Source organism: Nocardia sp. CS682 (genome assembly GCF_004634405.1).
GTDB lineage: Bacteria > Actinomycetota > Actinomycetes > Mycobacteriales > Mycobacteriaceae > Nocardia > Nocardia ninae.
Genome location: NZ_CP029710.1, coordinates 3258198 through 3276449 on the forward strand (window position 1 = coordinate 3258198; position 18252 = coordinate 3276449).

Genomic DNA, 18252 nt, shown 5'->3' on the forward strand with positions numbered 1-18252 from the left:
GCCGCGTAACCGAAGGACGGAGGCCGCGGTGTGAGCGAGCGTCAGCGAGTGAACCACAGGCACAGTGCGCCCTCGCGCACGGCGGAGCCGAGCGTCAGCGAGGCGCAGCCGTGAGCGAGCGTCAGCGAGTGAACCGACGGGACAGTGCTCCTGCGAGCCCAGCGGAGCCGAGTGCTAGCGAGGCGCAGTCGTGAGCGGGTGTCTGCGTGTGAACCGCAGGCACAACGCATCCCCGCGCGCGGATGAGCTGCTCACCAGCGAGGTGCAGGCGTGACCCGCGGTCAGGCCCGGACCTGGAACCTACGCGGGATCGCGTGGTGGCTGCCCGGGTTGGCCGTGTTCGTGTCGGGTGTTCTCCTGTACTCGCCCTTCGGTGTCTCGCTCATCGAGGGACGGGTTGTTGTCGCGGCCGCGATGCTGATGCTCGGCGGGTCAGCGGCCGCGCGGTGGTGGTGGGCACGGGCCGATAGTCAGCTGCCGGTCCACGAGTCCGCCGGATACGTGCGCGCCGAACGGTTGCTGGGCGTCGAGGCGCTTGTCGCCACCGGGTTCGGTGCGCTCGGCATTGCCGCACTGACCATGTCGGTGTCGACGTCGTTGCTCTGGGTCGGGGCGTGCTGGATCGGGCTCGGCGTTTGCGGGCTGACGGCCGGTGCACGCCGCGATGATGTACTCGTCGCCTCCGCGGCGTTCGCGGGCTGGCAGGTGCTCGCCGGCGTGATCCTCGCGACGCTGCCGTTTCGTACCGGGTTGGATTTCACCGCGTGGACCATCATCACGCTGTTGATCACCGGCGCGGCGATGGTGGTCCGCGGTGTCCGGCTGACTGCTCCGCTGCCCCGCGCGAGCACGCTGCGCTGGTGGCGGCCCGTCGCGGTGAGCGTGCAGCTGGTCGTGCTCGCGGTGGCGGTCGGCTGGTATGGAACGGTCGTCACCCAAGCTGCCCGACAGGACGCGGAGCAAACTCGACTGGACGCGTTCTATCAAGTGCCACAAGGCATTTCACCTGGCCCGCCGGGCACCGTGATCCGTTCGGCCCCGATGTCGCTACCGGGCGTGAACGGACACGGCCAGCGCATCCTCTATTGGTCGCAGGACCGGCACGGCACCCCAACGGTGTCCTCCGGCATGATCTGGACGCCGCTCACCGACGGCACCGATCGACCCATCCTGAACTTCGCGCACGGCACCGTCAGTCTGGGTGCCGAATGCGCGCCGAGCAGGCAATCCGAGATCGCCTCATCGATGCCCTGGCTCAACGACGCGCTCGGCCGCGGCTGGGTGGTCGCCGCCAGCGACTACGCCGGCGCCGCGGGCACCGGCGACGGCGAGCACTATCTCGTCGCCACCGATCAGGGCCGCGACACCGTGAACGCCGCCCGCGCCGCCCGCAATCTGCCCGACACGCATGCGGGCAACGACATGCTGATCTACGGCGTCTCGCAGGGCGGCCTCATCTCCCTGGCCGCCGCCGCCCAAACGCCCACCTACGCCCCCGAACTCCACCTCGTCGCCGACGCCGCGACCGCGCCCGCCTCCGATATCGCGGGCATCCTCCGCGAGAGTCCGCCCCAACTCCTCAACGGCTGGGCCGTCACCCCTTTCCTCACCACCCAGTACGCCAAGGCCTACCCCCACCTCGACCCCAACGCACTGCTCACCCCGCAGGCCGCCGCGCGCAACCAGGAAATGGCGGCGGCCGGTTGCGCCGCAACACCTTTCGCGGCACTGTTCGCCCGCCTCACCATCGTCCCCGGCATGGGCGACTACTTCAACGGCGACCCCCTCGCCGACCCCGCCTGGCGCCGCGCCTTCGAGGAGAACCGCGCCCCAGACATGCCCCCCGGCATCCCCGTCTACCTGGCCCAAGGCCTCGACGACACCCTCGTCCCCCCAAAATTCACCGCCGCCCTCGTCGACCGCTACTGCACCGCAGGCACCCCCGTGACCACCCAGTGGAACCCCGGCGTCGGCCACGACAACGCCAACGAAAAAGCCGTCGCCCCCCGCGTCATCCAATGGTTCGCCGACCACCTCACCCACACCCCCACCCCCAACAACTGCGGCCAACCCCTCCCCGCCACCCTCACCGGCCACTAGCCACACTCGACCGCCGCCGCCTCGGCGCGCGCTGGAGTCAATGCTGGCTACCCTGAGCCGGATCGTCGGCGAGCGCGGCGAACCACGCTGTGGCGCCGTGCTTCCCCGCGCCGGTGTCGCCTGCATCCGTCGCAAGGATCACCCGGGCCCGCACCGCGCCACGCGCTGATCAGGCCACGTAGGGGCGTTCGGCGCGGGCCGAACGGAGTGCAGCTCCCCACCAGACGAGTTGGTCGAGGAGTTGGTCGGCGGCTGCGGCCGCAGGCTTCGGGTCCGTGGGTTTGCCTGTCCCGTCGAAGACTTGGGCGGCGCCGTGGAAGCTCACAGTGTCGCGGACGGTGACGGCGTGGAGTTCGGCGAACACGTGGCGGAGGTGTTCGACGGCGCGCAGGCCGCCGGAAACGCCTCCGTAGCAGACGAATCCGATCGGCTTGGCCTGCCACTGGGTGTAATGAGCATCGATCGCGCTTTTGAGGGGCGCCGGGTAGCTGTGGTTGTACTCAGGTGTCACGATGACGAACCCGTCGGCTGCCGCAAGTCGCGCACCGACGGGCTGCGATGAGCGGGTGCCTGCGGGGTCCGAAGCATGCCGGGGCAGTTCATCTTCCGCCAAATCGATGAGTTCGATCGCGATGTCGGCACGTTGTTCTGCATGTTCGACGAACCAGTTGGCGACCGTGGGGCCGAAGCGCCCCGGCCGGGTGCTTCCCACAATCACTGCGAGCTGAATCGGATTCTCCGTCATGACAGTTCCTTTCGACGTGTGCAGGTGATGACTGCAAGCGTCGAACATCAACAATGGTTCAGGTCAAGTCGGCGCATCGGCGACCAGCCGACCCCGGGGCACGCCGACTACCGGGGCAGGCAGCGAAGGAGTAGGTCGCGGATCTGATCCAGGGTTGGGGGCTCAGCACTTGCCATGCCGCGCAACGTAATTCCCTGCGCGGCGTCGGCGAGCAGGGTGGCCGTGGGCTGATCGGTGTAGTGGGCATACATCGTTCGAGTAGCCCCGATGAAGCGGTCGGCGATCGGCCGCAGCGAGGGGCGTCGAATAGCCGCGACATACAGCTCGAGCTGGACGGTCGTGATGGTGCGCTCGGTGGTGAAGCATCCGATGAGCGCATCCGCCGTCTGGTCGATGACATCGGCGATCGTCAGATCGGGATTGCTCGATGGGATGGCCGCCATGATCGCGGCATAGTCGGCCACACAGATTTCCAGCGCCGCTTGGAGCAGGTCTTCCTTGTCCTTGTAGTGGTACGTCGTGCCCGCGATCGGAACGTCCGCCGCCTCGGCGACGGCCCGGTGCGTGAGACCCTCCACGCCGCGTTCGCCGATGACCTGGATCGCGGCTTCCGCAATGCGTCGGCGGCGGTGCGGATCGAACCGCCGTCGCCGGACAGGTTTGGCCTGGACGGCTGGTTCGTCGGCCACTGCGCCTCCATCAGAACTTTTTCCGCGGGTAGATGCCCATCAGGGTACATATGTACCCTGATGCGATATGTGTCACAACCCACTGTCGCACCGTGGCGTCGTAAGGTACAAATGTACTCAGTGCGATTTGCTCAACATTCGCCCAGCGGTACGAGCACCCTGATGATGCCGCCATTCGCAACCAAACCCGACCACCGGCCCGGCGGCGAAAACTGGACCGTCCTACTCGACCCTTCCGGCCAGCCTTCTGCATCAGCCAGCCATGAACCGGCGCCTGACATCACTCGAAATCCCAACCTCCAGAAGGAGTTCCCCATGAAAGCCACCGGCGTAGCCCCCTGCTTGGGCGTCGCGGACACCACCGCGTCCGTCACCTTCTACGAAAGCCTCGGCTTCGAAGCCGCCCCGGGCAGCGACAACCCCGAAGACGACATCCGCATGCTCACCTGGCAAGGCAACTTCGCCTTCATGGTCTACAACGCAGACAACCTGCGCCAATGGCTCCCCCAACTCCAAAACTTCCCCACCGGAGCCTTCGGCATGTTCTACCTCTCCGTCAAAGACCACGAGGCCTACACCACCAAAATCCGCCCCCTCGTCAACGTGATCAAAGAACACACCGAACACGGCATGAAGCTGTTCTACTTCCAAGACCCCGACGGCTACATCATCGGCGTATCCGAAGAACGCGAGTGGTGAGACCTCCGTCCGCGATGATCACCGCCGTGGACTTTGCCCGGATTTAATTCGGGCGTCCAGTATGTCGCGCTGAGCACCACGCAAAAGCCGTATCATGCGTTCTGCCTCGCTGAGCGAGGCAGCGTGGTTGAGTATCCAGCGGAGGTTATTTTCGGGCTTGTTCAGCGCCCTGAGCCAGAACAGTTCCGAGATGGCCTGCGCAAGAACGGGAACCAGCACGGCGAGGACCAGCACCATGGCGCCGATTACTAATCCGAGGGTGTGGTGGCCCACCGCCGCCAGTGCTGCAAACGCCAGGCTGCCAACGGTTCTCGAGCTACCCATGGCGCTCACGCCCCACCACGCCGTACGCATTATCGATCATGATGTACCTCCTCGAAATTGTGGTTGTGGAGGCTTGGGAGCGGGACGGCCGAAATCTCCCCCGAAGTTGTCAGGGTTCTCAGGGAACTCTCAGGAATGCCCCGGGGGTTAGTGATGCCTACCGAGCCCCGCTGGGTCCGAGTCTCGGACACTGGGCTGGTGGAACGCGCCCGACGCCCGATCGACCGGGACGAGCAGGAAGCGGCACTCAACGAGATCTTCCGGCGCTACCACAAGGCCATGTCCACCGTCTGCGTCTACAACCTCGATGACCTCGATCGCGTTGCGGATGTCGTCCAGAACGCCGTCGAGGTCGCCACGAAAGAACTTGTCCGGGGGGAGAACCCGCGGGAGCCCGACAAACTGCGGGCGTGGCTGTGCGGGATCGCTCGCAACCGATGTCACGAGGACCGCCGAAGCCGCAGTAGCGAGGGGCCCCTGCCCCTGAAGACCTTGACGACGAACGACGAGGAGCTGGACAGCTCGCGAAGACTGGACGAGGTCAATCGCATGCTCGACATCGTCGCGACGACCTTCACTTCGCAGCAGCGGAAGATCTACCAATTCCATATACGTCAGGAATTACACGGAAAGGCGCTGGCCACCGCCCTTTCAGTAACCGCGAAGAACGCCTACAAATTCGCCTACGAGAACAAGATTCGACTGGATGAGGGGTTCGGTGCCCTGATCCTGGCCAAGCATGGTCGGCCTTTCTGCGCTCAACTGGCCGGAATTCTCGATCGGTCCGGCTGGCATGGCGGGGGCGACGAGCAGTTCACCCGCGTCCTGCGGCAACGCATCGTCCGCCACCTCGGCACCTGCCGCAAATGCGATAACTGTGGCACCTGCGACCAACAGCAGGTCCGCCTCAAAATGGTCTATTCGCCGGTTTTGATCCCGATTCTCATTGCGCCGGAGCTGTTGGAGAAAATACCCGAGATCATCCGTCGACTCCTCGATGAAGAAGAACGCGATCGCAGTGACAAGCACGATGGCGTGCGCCTCGCCGCCGCAGGCGTGGCACTGGACGGGGGCGCCGACAAGAAAGTCGAGAAAAACAATTGGCTACTGGATGGCTTTTTCGGCTTGCTGAAGGTGGTATTCATCATTGCCCTCGTCGGCACGCTCGGACCCAAACTGTTCCCCAACGTCTTCGACAAGCTACCGAACACACCTAACACGGTGCGGCTGGAGATCTGGGTCCCCGCCGCCTACGCGGTGTACGTCGCGCCGACCGGACAGACGTGCACCCCGGTGCAGCGGAGCAACTGCGACGTCCGGCTACGCCCCGGCACCCGCGTAACGCTCACATCCCAACGAGGCGAATACGCGTCACCCGACGCAACGCTCACGTGGTGGGGTTGCCCCATGGGTTCGACCTCCACCGGCGACTCCTGCACCTTCGTACCGGCCGGCAGGGCCACCGTCTGCCTCATCGAGCCCGGTTACCAAGGCGTGCCGTGGGACTGGTGCCGCGGCAGACGATAACCGGGACGCCCCTGCCTTCAGCCCCGATCTGCCCACCACCATTCGGCGAACTGTTTACCCGCCGGAAGCGAAAAGCTATACGTTGAAGCGGAATTCGACTACGTCGCCGTCATGCATGACGTAGTCCTTTCCTTCCATCCGCACCTTGCCCGCCGACTTGGCAGCGGCCATGGATCCTGCTTCGACGAGGTCGGTGAAGGCAACCACTTCGGCTTTGATGAAGCCGCGTTCGAAGTCGGTGTGGATGACGCCTGCGGCTTTGGGGGCGGTGTCGCCCTGGTGGATTGTCCAGGCGCGGGACTCTTTCGGGCCTGCGGTGAGGTAGGTCTGCAGGCCGAGGGTGTGGAAACCGGCCCGGGCGAGGGCGTGCAGGCCGGGTTCGGTCTGGCCGATGGATTCGAGGAGTTCGAGGGCGGATTCGTCGTCGAGTTCGAGGAGTTCGGCCTCGACCTTGGCGTCGAGGAAGACCGCATCCGCCGGTGCGACAGAGGCTTTGAGCTCGGCGACCTTCGCTTCGTCGGTGAGCACGGACTCGTCGGCGTTGAAGACGTAGAGGAAGGGCTTGGTGGTGAGCAGCGAAAGTTCTTTGAGCAGTTCGGTATCCACCTTGTTGCCTGCGGCGAACAGGGTGGTGCCGTTGTTCAGGAGTTCCTGCGCGGCCTTCGCGGCCTCGGCGACCGGCTTGCGGTCCTTCTTGATCTTGGCTTCCTTCTCCAACCGCACGACCGCCTTCTCCAGGGTCTGCAGGTCGGCGAGGATGAGCTCGGTCTCGATCACCTCGATGTCGGCGGCGGGATCGACGCGGCCGTCCACGTGCACCACGTCGTCGTCGGCGAACACGCGCACCACCTGGCAGATGGCGTCGGCCTCGCGGATATTGGCGAGGAACTTGTTGCCCAGACCGGCCCCCTCGGAGGCGCCCTTCACGATGCCCGCGATGTCGACGAACGACACGACGGCGGGCACGATGCGCTCGGAACCGAAGATCTCGGCCAGGGTGTTCAGCCGCGGGTCGGGCAGCGGCACCACGCCGACGTTCGGCTCGATGGTCGCGAACGGGTAGTTCGCGGCCAGCACGTCGTTCTTGGTCAGCGCATTGAAAAGCGTCGACTTTCCGACGTTGGGCAGACCGACGATTCCAAGAGTGAGACTCACGAGGACGAGAGTCTACGCCGCAACCCCGATCCCCTGCCCCGCGCCCGTCCCCAGCGGAAACCCCCGAGTCTCACAGGCGTCCACACCGTGCACCGGGCCTTGCACCCGGTGTGCACGGTATGGCCGTCCTGCGCGATCAATTCAGCGCGACCAGCGAGCCGAATCGAGGTGTCAGGGGATGAGGACGACCTTGCCTAGGTTGGCGCGCCCCTCGATCACCCGGTGCGCCTCGGCCGCCTCGTCGAGCGCGAATTCCGCGTGCACCGCGGGCCGAAGCTGCCCGGACGCGACGTACTGCCACAGCTCCTGCCGCCAGTGGTCGTACAGATCCGGCTGCCCCTTCGCGATGCGAGCGATCTGGAACCCGATCACCGACTTCGCACCGACCAGCAGGTCGTAAGCCTCGATCGTGCCGCCGCCGGAGCTGTAGGCCACCAGACGCCCGCCGGGTGCGACCGCCGCGACAGCGGGCCCGAGCAGCTCACCACCGACCGCATCCAGCGCGTAGTCGACGGGCTCACCCCACGACTCCTGCCCGTACTCGATCACCTCGTCCGCACCGAGCTCGAGCACGAACTCCGCCTTGGCCCGATCCGACACCGCACCGACCACCCGCGCCGCCCCGCGTACTCGCGCGAGCTGCACCGCGAGATGCCCCACGCCACTGGCCGCCGCCGTGACGAGCGCCGACTCCCCTTCTTTCGGGCTCGCCGCTTCGAGCGCACCAAGCGCGACCAAACCACTGCGCACCAGCGCGACCGCGTCGACGGCGGACGCCCCGTCGGGAATCGGCGTCGCCATCGCCACCGCGAGCAGCGCGTACTCGGCGTATCCGTGCCCGAACACCAGCCCGGTCACCCGATACCCCGGCGCGTATCCGGTGACGCCTTCACCGACGGCGACCACCTCACCCGCGACCTCACCACCCAGCGCGATCGGCTCACGCTGCTCGCGGACCTTCCGCACCACCGGCAGGGTCACCCCGATCGCCTCGACCCGGACCAGCAGTTCACCGGGCCCCGGCGTCGGCACCTCGGCCGACACGACCTCGAGCACCTCAGGACCACCGCTGTGCTCGTACTGGACCCGCCGCATGTACACCTCCAAGCTCATGAGAAGACGCAACGGTAACCAGCCCCCGCTGTGCGCTCCTACTCGATTTCGGCCCCGAGTGCTCCATCTCACGGGCCGGTAACCCACCCACGGAGTCATCCGACCCACCTTGCACAACCTCCCGTGCGGCGTACCGTGACCTGCATGGAGCCGAGCACCGAGATGGTGACGGCGCGGCCGGCGCCCATGCTCGCGCCGTTCATCGATCACTACATGGGCTATCGCATGGTGGGGTACGCGGCGGGGCTGCATCGTGGCCTGCCGTCCGCGCACATGACGTTCATCGTCAGCATCGGCGCGTCCATTGATGTAGTCGCGCAGACGGATCCGAGCCAGTCCCCGCAGGACTACCGCTGTTCGGTGAGCGGGTTGCAGGCGAGCTCGGCGATCATCGCGCACGAGGGCTACCAGGAGGGTGTCTCGATCGCGCTGACCCCGCTCGGTAGCCGCGCGCTGTTCGGGATGCCTGCCGCCGCACTCTGGGATACCTCGGTGGAATGCGCCGATGTGGTCGGCCCGCTGGGCCGTGAGCTGTGGGAGCGGTTGCAGGAACCGCTCGGCTGGCCGGAGCGCTTCGCCACCGTCGATCGGATCCTGACCCGCCTCGCCTCCCCCGATCGCGTGGTCGCACCCGAGCTGGCGTGGGCGTGGCGGTCGGTCGTCGGGTCCGGCGGGGTACTGACCGTCGGCGCGCTGGCCGAGGAGATCGGTTGGAGCAGACAGCATCTCGCGCGCCGATTCAACGACGAGTTCGGCTTGAGCCCGAAGCTCGCGGCCCGCATCACCCGCTTCGAACGGGCGCGGCGGATGCTCGAACGCACCCCGTCCTACATCAGCATCGCGCAGGTGGCGGCCAGCTGTGGTTATTACGACCAGGCCCACCTGAATCGCGACTTCGCCGAGTTGGCCGGAACCAGCCCGACGAACTGGTTGAGCGAGGAGATTCCATCCGTCCAAGACACCGACCGGTCCGCCGGACGACGCTGAGGGCATGACGAATCCAGCACCTACCGAGACCGCCACCCGCACCGCCGTGTGGCCCACTTTGACCTTCCGCGACGCACGGGCCATGTCCGCCTTCCTCGTCGAAGCCTTCGGCTTCGTGCAGACCGCGATGTACACCCGGGACGACGACCCGTCGATCGTCGAGCACGCCGAACTGCGCTGGCCGCTCGGCGGTGGCGTGATGTTCGGCTCCGCGTGCAAGGACGAGAGCGAGTTCGGCAAGCGCGTGCCGGGCAACGACTCGACCTACGTCGTCTGCGAGGACCCGGACGCGCTGTTCGAGCGTGCCACCGCCGCCGGGGCCGAGGTGCTGCGCGGCCTGCGCGACGAAGACTATGGTTCGCGCGGCTTCACCGTCCGCGACCCCGAGGGCAACCTCTGGAGCTTCGGCACCTACTGGGGCGAATAGCCCTAAACACAGCGGAAAACAGCCGGGAGCACAGCGTAAGTTCACCTGGGGGCCTAGGCCCGGCGGCATTCAATACCGTTGGGCCATAGGCAACTTCATCGGCCACCGAGTCCGGACATGGCCATGCCGCGAATGAACGCGCGTTGGCCGACCCCGTACACCACCAGCAGCGGCAACAGAATGACCATCGAGGCGGCCATGAGAATCGGCCACTGCGTGTGATACTGCCCTTGCAGACGCACCAATCCCAGTGTGGCGGTGGCGATCTCATTCCGCTGAATCATGACCAGGGGCCACAGGAAGTCGTTCCAGACGGTGATCCAGGTGAGCACCCCGAGCACCATCAGGGCAGGACGGGTGTGCGGCAACAGCACTCGCCAGTAGACCTGCCAGGTGGAGCAGCCGTCGAGGATGGCCGCCTCCTCCAATTCGACCGGCAGCGTGGCGAAGAACTGCCGCATCAGATAGGTACCGAACGCGCTGCCGAACAGCCCGGGCACGATCATCGCCCACGGCGTATCCACCCAGCCGAACGCCCGCATCACCAGAAACTGCGGAATCACTGTGACGGTCAACGGCACCATGAGCGTGCCGAGGTAGGCGACGAACAGCACCTCTCGGCCGCGAAATCGCAAGCGTGCGAACGCGTATCCGGCCAGCGAGCAGAAGAATACCTGGCCTGCGGTGACACACACCGCATACATCGCGGTGTTGACCAGCATCCGCCCGAGCGGCAGCAGCTCGAACACCGTGCTGTAGTTGGACCACTGCGGGTCCGCCGGAAGCAGCGTCGGCTCGACGATCTCCCCGTCCCGCTTCAACGACCCGGACAACGCCCACAGCACCGGCGCCAACGCGCACCACGCGATGCCGATCAACACCGCGTAGATCCCCGCACCACGAACCATCCGCCGCAGCACCGCATGCCGCACCCTCACAGATCCACCGCGCCCCGCCGGGCAAACCGCAACTGCACCAGGGTGAGTACCAGCAGGATCGCGAAGATCACCCACGCCAACGCCGACGCGTACCCCACCTCATAGAACCCGAAGGCATTCTGGAACAACATGATCCCCAGCAGATAAGTCCCCGTTTCCGGTCCGCCATTGCTACCGGTGAGCGCGTACACCTGATCGAACGCCTGCACCGAGTTGATCACGGTGATCACGAAGACGAACGACAGCGGCCCACGAATCAACGGCAGCGTGATCGCCGAAAACCGCCGCAGCGCACCGGCTCCGTCGATCTTCGCCGCCTCGTACAGCGGCTCCGGCACCCCTTGCAGCGCGGCCAGCAAAATGACCGTCGCGAACGGCACGCCCTTCCACACGGTGACCACGCTCAGCGAAACCAACGCCAGATCCGGATCGGTCAACCACGGCACCGGCCCCAACCGGACCCACCCGAGCCCGATATTCAGCACCCCGTCCTCGGTGAAGATGAACCGCCACACCACCGCCATCGCCACCGTTGACGCGACCAACGGCAGAAACGCCACCGTCCGAAAGATCCCGATACCGGCCAGCTTCCGGTTCAACGCCGCCGCGATCGCCAAGCCGAGCAGCACCGTCGGCACCAGCGTCAGCACGGTGAACACCGCGCTGTTGCGCAAAGCGATCAAGAACAACGGATCCGCCCCGAACAACCGCTGATAGTTCGCCACCCCGACGAACCGCATCGGCCGGAACAAGTCCCACGAATGAAAACTCAGATACAGCGAAAATCCGAGCGGAAACAGTAGGAAGACCGCCACCGCCCCCACATTCGGCGCCACGAAAGCCCACCCCGCCCGCTCGCGCTTGCGTGCCAGCATCCCGCGCTCTGTGAGTGGCACACGGTGGTGCGCCCTGCTCGCGATTCGCCGCAGCCGTGTGCCACTCACGGAGCGTCCAGCAGCGCGTCGAGGTCGGCGGTGAATCGACCGTCGAGCGAGTCGGCGGTGGCGGCACCGCGCAGCACACGGTTGCTTCCACGCTCCAGCAGCGCGGAGACCTTGCCCCAGGCGGGCGTCACCGGCAGCGGGCGGGAGTTGTCCGGCCCCTCGGTGAAGACGGCGAGGTTGCGGATCTCCCGATGCGCGGCAGCGAAACCCGGCGAACCCATCGCCGATTTCAGCACCGGCACGAACAGTCCGGAGGCGGCGATGATGGCCTGCCCCACCGGCCCGGTAGCGAATTTGACGAACTCCCACGCCTGTTCGATACGCGGACTGCCCGCCGCGATGGCCAACCCGGTGCTGCCGACGTCGGTGATCGCACCGGGCCCGCCCTGCGGCCCGACCGGCAACACGGTTACATCGATCGAAAGCCCCTCCTGCCCTGCGAATTCGGAGTACAACCAATGCCCGCCGAGCACCATCGCCGCCCGACCCGCGCGGAACAGATCCGGTGCCGAAACCGACAGCTGGTCAGCCACTTTCGGCGCCACCCGGTGCCGCACCGCGAGGTCGGCGTAGAACTGGAACCCCGCGGCGAACCGGGGATCCCCGAGGTTGGCCCTGGTCGGCGCCACCGACGGCGTGAACCACTCCGCGCCGTTGTTCATGCCGAAGCAGGCCGCCGAGTAGTACGGCACCCACGCATCCGCGAAACCCCACTGCCGGTGTCGCGTGAGTGTCCGCGCGGCGTCGAGGAATTCGTCGAACGACCACGCGCCGCGCCAGCGAGTGGGTGGCGTCAGCCCGGCCGCGTCGAACAGCTCCCGGTTGTAATAGAGGAACACCCCGGACCACTGCTCGGGCAAGGCGTACTGCCCACCGGCATAGGTGAACGTGTCGTACAGCGCCGGATAGCTGTCCGCGCGCAACCTTTCCGCATACTCGGATTCCTTGCTCAGCAGTGTCCGCAGATCGAGCAGCACACCACGCTCGGCGAGCCCCGCGTAGAGCAGTTCCCACGCCATCACGACGTCGGGGCATTTACCGCCCGCGCAGTAGGTGAGCAGCTGCTGCTGCGGATCCGGACCGGACATGATGGTGCGAATCCTGATGTCCGGGTGCCGCTTCTGGAATTCCTCGATGATCGCCAGTCGCACCCGCGCCTCTTCCGGCCTGGCTTGGAAGAAGAAGGTCAGCGCGTCGTCGGCGGACCCGCAGCCGGTCGCGGTCAGCAGCGGCGCGGCCAGCGCCGAGCCGAGCAGGGTGCGACGACGAACCGGTGACACGTTGCTCCTCCACGGCGGTGGATACGTGAATCTCGGCAGGGAACGGACCGATCGGCGACTGCCGGAGCCAGCATGGCAGCATACGGATGGCAACATCGCCGTGCGAGGGAACACGCCCACGCGCACGCGCGAACACCCGGAGATCGTGAACATCGGCCGACGGGCAGCTGACGCCCCGCGGGCCACCCATACCCGCCGCGTACCGGATCGAGCCCCGCTCGGAGAAACCCACAGCACGAGTCGTCGCGGCGATCTCGATCCGCGTCGCAATGTTCAGACTTCACTAAGTCCGGCTCATAGCCGCTTCAGTTCAGCTACGTTGTGAACGTTTCAGCAAGTCCAGCTCTATATCACGGGAGAGTAGTTCGCATGGCGACCATCGAATACCTCCGGACAGATCCCGACCTACCTCCCGTGGGTGTCGTGGACCGTTCGCCTATCACGCCTGTTAAAAAGGGCATTTTCGCCGGAATCGCGATAATCGGCGCGATCGCCTGGGCCATCATCGCCATCGCCCGCGGCGAGTCCGTCAACGCGGTCTGGATCGTGGTCGCGGCGGTGAGCACCTACGTGCTCGCCTACCAGTTCTATTCCAGGCTCATCGAATACAAGATCGTCAAACCACGCGACGACCAGGCCACCCCGGCCGAGATCCTGGAAAACGGCAAGGACTACATGCCGATGGACCGGCGGGTGCTGTTCGGGCACCACTTCGCCGCCATCGCGGGCGCGGGCCCGCTCGTCGGCCCCGTCCTCGCCGCCCAGATGGGCTACCTGCCCGGCACGATCTGGATCGTGATCGGCGTCGTGTTCGCCGGCGCGGTGCAGGACTACCTGGTGCTGTGGGCCTCGACCCGCCGCCGGGGACGCAGTCTCGGGCAAATGGCCCGCGACGAGCTCGGCGCGATCGGCGGCGTGGCCGCGATCATCGCCGTGCTGGTGATCATGATGATCCTGCTCGCGGTGCTCGGCATCGTCGTGGTGAACGCGCTGGCCGCGACACCGGGCCCGGACGGGGTGCTGCACGGTGGCAGCCCATGGGGCGTGTTCTCCATCGCGATGACCATCCCGATCGCCCTGTTCATGGGCGTGTACCTGCGCTACCTCCGGCCTGGCGCGGTCGGCGAGGTCTCCCTCATCGGGTTCGCGCTACTGATGCTGGCCATCATCTCCGGCAACTGGGTCGCCGGGTCCGGCTGGGGCCAGGACTGGTTCACGCTGTCGGGTACCACCATCGCGTGGGGCCTGATCCTGTACGGCTTCATCGCCTCGGTGCTGCCGGTGTGGCTGCTGCTCGCCCCGCGCGATTACCTGTCGACCTTCATGAAGATCGGCACGATCGTCCTGCTTGCGGTCGGCGTACTGGTCACCATGCCCGTGCTGAAGGCGCCTGCCGTCTCGGAGTTCGCGTTCTCCGGTAACGGCCCGTCCTTCGCGGGCAGCCTGTTCCCATTCCTGTTCATCACCATCGCCTGCGGCGCGCTGTCCGGATTCCACTCGCTGGTCTCCTCCGGCACCACGCCCAAGCTGCTGGAGAAGCAGTCGCACGCCAGGATGATCGGCTACGGCGGCATGCTGATGGAGTCGTTCGTCGCGGTGATGGCGATCATCACCGCGAGCATCATCGACCAGCACCTGTACTTCGCCATGAACGCGAGCGCAGGTCTCACCGGCGGCACCGCGGAGAAGGCGGCGGCCTACACCAATAGCCTTGGGCTGGCCGGAGATCCGATCACGGCCGCCGACCTGAACAAGGCGGCCTCCGACGTCGGCGAGACCAGCATCGTCTCGCGCACCGGTGGCGCGCCGACGCTCGCCGTCGGCATGTCCGAGGTGCTGCACCGGTTCCTCGGCGGCACCGGGCTCAAGGCGTTCTGGTATCACTTCGCGATCATGTTCGAAGCGCTGTTCATCCTCACCACGATCGACGCGGGCACCCGGGTCGCGCGGTTCATGCTGTCGGACTCGCTCGGTAACTTCGGTGGGCCTGCCCGCAAGTTCAAGGATCCGTCCTGGCGGCCGGGCGCGTGGCTCTGCTCGGCCATCGTGGTCGCCGCCTGGGGTTCGGTGTTGCTGATGGGTGTCACCGATCCGCTCGGCGGCATCTACACGCTGTATCCGCTGTTCGGCATCTCCAACCAGTTGCTCGCCGCGATCGCGCTGACCGTGGTGCTGACCATCGTGATCAAGAAGGGCCTGATCAAGTGGGCCTGGATTCCCGCGGTGCCGCTGTTCTGGGATCTGACGGTGACGATGACGGCGTCCTGGCAGAAGATCTTCTCCGCCGACCCGAAAATCGGCTACTGGAAGCAGCACAGCAACTACAGCAACGCGCTGGACGCCGGGAAGATCTTGGCACCCGCCAAGACGGTCGAAGACATGGAGAAGGTGGTGCGCAATACCTTCATCCAGGGCACCCTGTCGATCATCTTCGCGGTACTGGTGCTGGTCGTGGCCATCGTCGGCGTGCTGGTCTGTGTGCGTGCCTGGCGCGCGGGTGGCGGGCCGAGCAGCGAGTCCGAGGACGAACCGTCGAAGATCTTCGCGCCGAAGGCCTTCTTCGCGACCCCTGCCGAGAAGGAGGTGCAACGGGAATGGGACGCCCTGATCGAATCAGGCAAGGTCCGCGCACCCGGCGCCGCGCACGCGAAAGCGATTCATTGACCGTGCAGGACGCCTCGTGGGACGGCCGGTCCACCCGATCGGCCGTGCCGCGGCGCCTGCGCGACGCTGGAAACGCTTGCGTGACAGCGCTTCGCAAGGTTGTCTGGTATTTCGACTCGATTCTCGGCGGCCAGGACTACCGGCGGTATGTGGACCATCTGGCCCGCAACCATCCCGGTTGCGAGGTGCCGACGGAACGCGAGTACTGGCGGACACGGCACGCGGACGCGGACAACAATCCGACGAACCGCTGCTGTTGAGGCACGGCAGGGCGGTGCGATGAGGGTGCCGCTCTGCCCCGCCGACCGACGGGCCGAGCCGCGTACACGCGGCTCGGCCCGTCCGCCTTCGGGGATCGATCAGGCCCACCGGAGGGGTGATGGCAGATTCCCGCTAGCGGAGGCTGTGCTCAACTGACATTGTGGTGGGCGTGACGATCACGGCATTTGATTTCGACCTGTGCTATCGCGCGGTATCGACCAGGGACTCCCGCTTCGACGGGCAGTTCTTCACCGCGGTGCGGACCACCGGAATCTATTGCCGCCCTTCGTGTCCGGCGATTACGCCGAAACGGGCAAACGTATCGTTTCTACCAACCGCGGCGGCCGCGCAACAGGCGGGCTACCGGGCCTGCCGCCGCTGTCTGCCGGACGCGGCCCCCGGCTCCCCGCTCTGGAACACCCGCGCCGACCTTGCCGCGCGGGCGATGCGACTGATCGGCGACGGCGTGATCGAACGCGGCGGCGTGCCCGCGCTGGCCGCCACGCTCGGTTATTCACAGCGGCAGCTGACCCGGGTCTTGACCACCGAGCTCGGCGCGGGACCGCTGGCGCTGGCCCGCGCGCACCGGGCGCATACAGCGCGGCTGCTGATCCAGACGACGGCGATGCCCATGTCGGACATCGCCTTCGCGGCCGGATTCGCCAGCATCCGTCAGTTCAACGACACGGTCCGCGAGGTGTTCGCGGTCAGCCCGACCACCATGCGGGCCGAGGCGCACCGGGTGAAGTCGGGCGCGAACGGCCGCCCCGTGCCCGCCGTCAACGGGACGCTCAGCCTCCGGCTGCCCTACCGCGAGCCGCTGGATCGTGCCTGGCTGGAGTGGTTTCTCTCCTCGCATGTGGCGCCGGGCATGGAGCTGTGGGAGAACCGCGTCTACACCCGAAACCTGCGCACTCCGCACGGCCATGCGACCACGCGGCTCAGCTTCCAGCGCGACCACGTGCGGGCCGAGCTGGCCCTGCACGACATGCGCGACCTGGCGCCGACGGTCGCCCGGCTGCGGCACCTGCTCGACCTCGACGCCGACCCGATCGGCATCGACGAGGCGCTGGGCGTCGCTCCGGGACGGTGGGTTTCAGCACCAGAGCCGGCCGACCCGGATCCCACTCGGCTACCGGACGCCGGCGCGGGCTCACCACCGGACGCCGAGGCCGCGCTCGACCCGGTCGACGTGCGGCGGCCGGTCTTCTCCCCCGGTATCCGGGTGCCCGGCTGCCTCGATGGGCCGGAACTGTTGCTGCGCACCATGATCGGTCAACAGATCTCGGTGTCGGCGGCGGCCACGCACACCGCACGACTGGTCGAGGCGCTCGGCGAGCGGGTCGAGGGGCCGATACCCCTGCTGTTCCCCACCCCGGCGGTGATCGCCGAGCGCGGCGCCGAGGTGCTCACCGGCCCCACCCGGCGCATCCGCTCGATCATCGGGGCCGCCGAAGCGCTGGCCAGTGGCGAACTGGCGTTGCATCAGGGCCGTACGTCCGCGGATCTCCGCCGGGACCTGCTCGCGCTGGACGGGGTGGGGCCGTGGACCGCCGACTACGTGACCATGCGTCTGCTCGCCGACCCGGACGTGCTGCTCAGCACCGACCTGGTGGTCCGCCAGGGTGCCGCGGTGCTCGGCATCGACCTCACCGACACCGCGCGCTGGGCGCCGTGGCGGTCCTACCTCTCCATGCATCTGTGGAAGGCGGCGCTGACCGATCGCGCCGACCGATCCAAGGCCGCCAGGTCCACCTCCTCGAAAGCGAGTGCCCAAGCATGAACGCCCCCACCGTTGTTCGCGCCACCCAGCGCCACATCGGTACCAGCACCGCGGATTTCGCGACCACGGACACGCCCATCGGGCCGTTCACCGCCCTCGTCGACACCGACGGCATCGTGCTGGCCTCCGGGTGGACCGCCGACGCGGAGAATCTGCGCAGCCTGATCCACCCGGCCTTGCGCCCGGCCGAACTGCGCCGACGCGATTCGCTCGGCGAGCTCACTCGAATCATCACCGACTATCACGCGGGCGACCTCACCGCGATCGACACCGTCCCGGTCCGCCAGCACTCCGGCGAATTCCTGCTGCACGCTTGGGAAGTCCTGCGCAAAGTCCCGGCAGGCGCGCCCATCACCTACACCGAATACGCCGCCATCTCCGGTCGCCCCGACGCCACCCGCGCCGCGGCCAACGCATGCGCGCGCAATGCGGCCGCCCTGTTCATCCCGTGCCACCGCATCTTCCGCATCGGCGGTGCGCTGGGCGGGTTCCGCTGGGGGCTGCCGATCAAGCGCTGGCTGCTCGATCACGAGGGTGAGTCGCGGTCTGCGCTGTTCGCCACCACCTGAGGGCCGCGATCGCCGAGATCGCTACCGCGAGCCGCGCACTCCGGCAT

General features: G+C 66.8%; 17 protein-coding genes. 9 read left to right on the plus strand and 8 right to left on the minus strand.

Annotation, left to right across the window (positions count from 1 at the left end):
* Positions 1-270 precede the first annotated feature (270 nt).
* Entirely contained in the window at positions 271-2100 is a 1830-nt protein-coding gene (locus DMB37_RS14695) for a lipase family protein (protein ID WP_135233188.1), read from the plus strand.
* Between the two features lie 169 nt (positions 2101-2269).
* On the opposite strand, the gene DMB37_RS14700 is transcribed toward DMB37_RS14695, so the two are convergent.
* Together DMB37_RS14700 and DMB37_RS14705 are read right to left on the minus strand one after the other, a co-directional pair.
* Positions 2270-2845, minus strand: a complete 576-nt coding sequence (locus tag DMB37_RS14700) for an NADPH-dependent FMN reductase (RefSeq protein WP_135233189.1) — start codon at positions 2843-2845, stop codon at positions 2270-2272.
* Positions 2846-2952: 107 nt separating this feature from the next.
* Positions 2953-3534: a TetR/AcrR family transcriptional regulator gene (locus DMB37_RS14705; protein ID WP_135233190.1), complete on the minus strand. Its 582-nt coding sequence runs from the start codon at positions 3532-3534 to the stop codon at positions 2953-2955.
* A 315-nt stretch (positions 3535-3849) separates the two neighbouring features.
* On the opposite strand from DMB37_RS14705, the gene DMB37_RS14715 reads away from it, so the two are divergent.
* The gene (locus DMB37_RS14715; protein WP_135237582.1) at positions 3850-4233 is read left to right on the plus strand and encodes a VOC family protein; all 384 of its coding nucleotides are present in this window, start codon (positions 3850-3852) and stop codon (positions 4231-4233) included.
* A gap of 18 nt (positions 4234-4251) precedes the next feature.
* Here DMB37_RS14715 and DMB37_RS14720 read toward each other — a convergent pair whose 3' ends face one another.
* Entirely contained in the window at positions 4252-4566 is a 315-nt protein-coding gene (locus DMB37_RS14720; RefSeq protein WP_135233191.1) for a hypothetical protein, read from the minus strand.
* Between the two features lie 189 nt (positions 4567-4755).
* On the opposite strand from DMB37_RS14720, the gene DMB37_RS14725 reads away from it, so the two are divergent.
* Positions 4756-6084: an RNA polymerase sigma factor gene (locus DMB37_RS14725; RefSeq protein ID WP_135233192.1), complete on the plus strand. Its 1329-nt coding sequence runs from the start codon at positions 4756-4758 to the stop codon at positions 6082-6084.
* A gap of 75 nt (positions 6085-6159) precedes the next feature.
* On the opposite strand, the gene ychF is transcribed toward DMB37_RS14725, so the two are convergent.
* Positions 6160-7239 (minus strand): redox-regulated ATPase YchF, encoded by a 1080-nt coding sequence (gene ychF, locus DMB37_RS14730; protein WP_135233193.1) that lies wholly within the window; start codon positions 7237-7239, stop codon positions 6160-6162.
* Between the two features lie 171 nt (positions 7240-7410).
* Complete coding sequence (locus DMB37_RS14735) at positions 7411-8352, minus strand: zinc-binding dehydrogenase (RefSeq protein ID WP_240772391.1); 942 nt, start codon at positions 8350-8352, stop codon at positions 7411-7413.
* A gap of 144 nt (positions 8353-8496) precedes the next feature.
* On the opposite strand from DMB37_RS14735, the gene DMB37_RS14740 reads away from it, so the two are divergent.
* On the plus strand, positions 8497-9339 hold the full coding sequence (locus DMB37_RS14740) for an AraC family transcriptional regulator (RefSeq protein WP_135233194.1): 843 nt from the start codon (positions 8497-8499) through the stop codon (positions 9337-9339).
* Between the two features lie 4 nt (positions 9340-9343).
* A complete protein-coding gene (locus DMB37_RS14745) occupies positions 9344-9766 on the plus strand; it encodes a VOC family protein (protein WP_135233195.1) in 423 nt (140 codons plus the stop codon).
* Between the two features lie 95 nt (positions 9767-9861).
* On the opposite strand, the gene DMB37_RS14750 is transcribed toward DMB37_RS14745, so the two are convergent.
* From DMB37_RS14750 to DMB37_RS14760, 3 genes are all read right to left on the minus strand, one after another.
* Positions 9862-10674: a carbohydrate ABC transporter permease gene (locus DMB37_RS14750; protein WP_135237584.1), complete on the minus strand. Its 813-nt coding sequence runs from the start codon at positions 10672-10674 to the stop codon at positions 9862-9864.
* 26 nt (positions 10675-10700) lie between these two features.
* Positions 10701-11579 carry a carbohydrate ABC transporter permease gene (locus DMB37_RS14755; protein ID WP_135233196.1) on the minus strand — a complete coding sequence of 293 codons (879 nt, stop codon included), beginning with the start codon at positions 11577-11579 and terminating at the stop codon, positions 10701-10703.
* A 65-nt stretch (positions 11580-11644) separates the two neighbouring features.
* Positions 11645-12928: a sugar ABC transporter substrate-binding protein gene (locus DMB37_RS14760; RefSeq protein ID WP_240772392.1), complete on the minus strand. Its 1284-nt coding sequence runs from the start codon at positions 12926-12928 to the stop codon at positions 11645-11647.
* Positions 12929-13297: 369 nt separating this feature from the next.
* On the opposite strand from DMB37_RS14760, the gene DMB37_RS14765 reads away from it, so the two are divergent.
* The 4 genes from DMB37_RS14765 (at position 13298) to DMB37_RS14780 (ending at position 18205) form a co-directional block, all read left to right on the plus strand.
* Complete coding sequence (locus tag DMB37_RS14765) at positions 13298-15592, plus strand: carbon starvation CstA family protein (protein WP_135233198.1); 2295 nt, start codon at positions 13298-13300, stop codon at positions 15590-15592.
* Between the two features lie 80 nt (positions 15593-15672).
* Positions 15673-15852: a YbdD/YjiX family protein gene (locus DMB37_RS40515; RefSeq protein WP_107660914.1), complete on the plus strand. Its 180-nt coding sequence runs from the start codon at positions 15673-15675 to the stop codon at positions 15850-15852.
* A gap of 170 nt (positions 15853-16022) precedes the next feature.
* Entirely contained in the window at positions 16023-17636 is a 1614-nt protein-coding gene (locus tag DMB37_RS14775; RefSeq protein ID WP_167768844.1) for an Ada metal-binding domain-containing protein, read from the plus strand.
* Positions 17633-18205, plus strand: coding sequence for a methylated-DNA--[protein]-cysteine S-methyltransferase (locus DMB37_RS14780; protein ID WP_135233200.1), 573 nt, complete (start codon positions 17633-17635; stop codon positions 18203-18205). Before DMB37_RS14775 ends, DMB37_RS14780 begins: the two co-directional genes overlap by 4 nt.
* Positions 18206-18252 lie beyond the last annotated feature (47 nt).

What these genes read in the sequence shown, in the direction of transcription:
- DMB37_RS14700 (WP_135233189.1), bottom strand. Translation starts at nt 2,845, where the DNA reads ATGACGGAGAATCCGATTCAGCTCGCAGTGATTGTGGGAAGCACCCGG.
- DMB37_RS14715 (WP_135237582.1), top strand. Translation starts at nt 3,850, where the DNA reads ATGAAAGCCACCGGCGTAGCCCCCTGCTTGGGCGTCGCGGACACCACC.
- DMB37_RS14735 (WP_240772391.1), bottom strand. Translation starts at nt 8,352, where the DNA reads ATGAGCTTGGAGGTGTACATGCGGCGGGTCCAGTACGAGCACAGCGGT.
- DMB37_RS14740 (WP_135233194.1), top strand. Translation starts at nt 8,497, where the DNA reads ATGGAGCCGAGCACCGAGATGGTGACGGCGCGGCCGGCGCCCATGCTC.
- DMB37_RS14745 (WP_135233195.1), top strand. Translation starts at nt 9,344, where the DNA reads ATGACGAATCCAGCACCTACCGAGACCGCCACCCGCACCGCCGTGTGG.
- DMB37_RS14750 (WP_135237584.1), bottom strand. Translation starts at nt 10,674, where the DNA reads ATGGTTCGTGGTGCGGGGATCTACGCGGTGTTGATCGGCATCGCGTGG.
- DMB37_RS14755 (WP_135233196.1), bottom strand. Translation starts at nt 11,579, where the DNA reads ATGCTGGCACGCAAGCGCGAGCGGGCGGGGTGGGCTTTCGTGGCGCCG.
- DMB37_RS14765 (WP_135233198.1), top strand. Translation starts at nt 13,298, where the DNA reads ATGGCGACCATCGAATACCTCCGGACAGATCCCGACCTACCTCCCGTG.
- DMB37_RS14780 (WP_135233200.1), top strand. Translation starts at nt 17,633, where the DNA reads ATGAACGCCCCCACCGTTGTTCGCGCCACCCAGCGCCACATCGGTACC.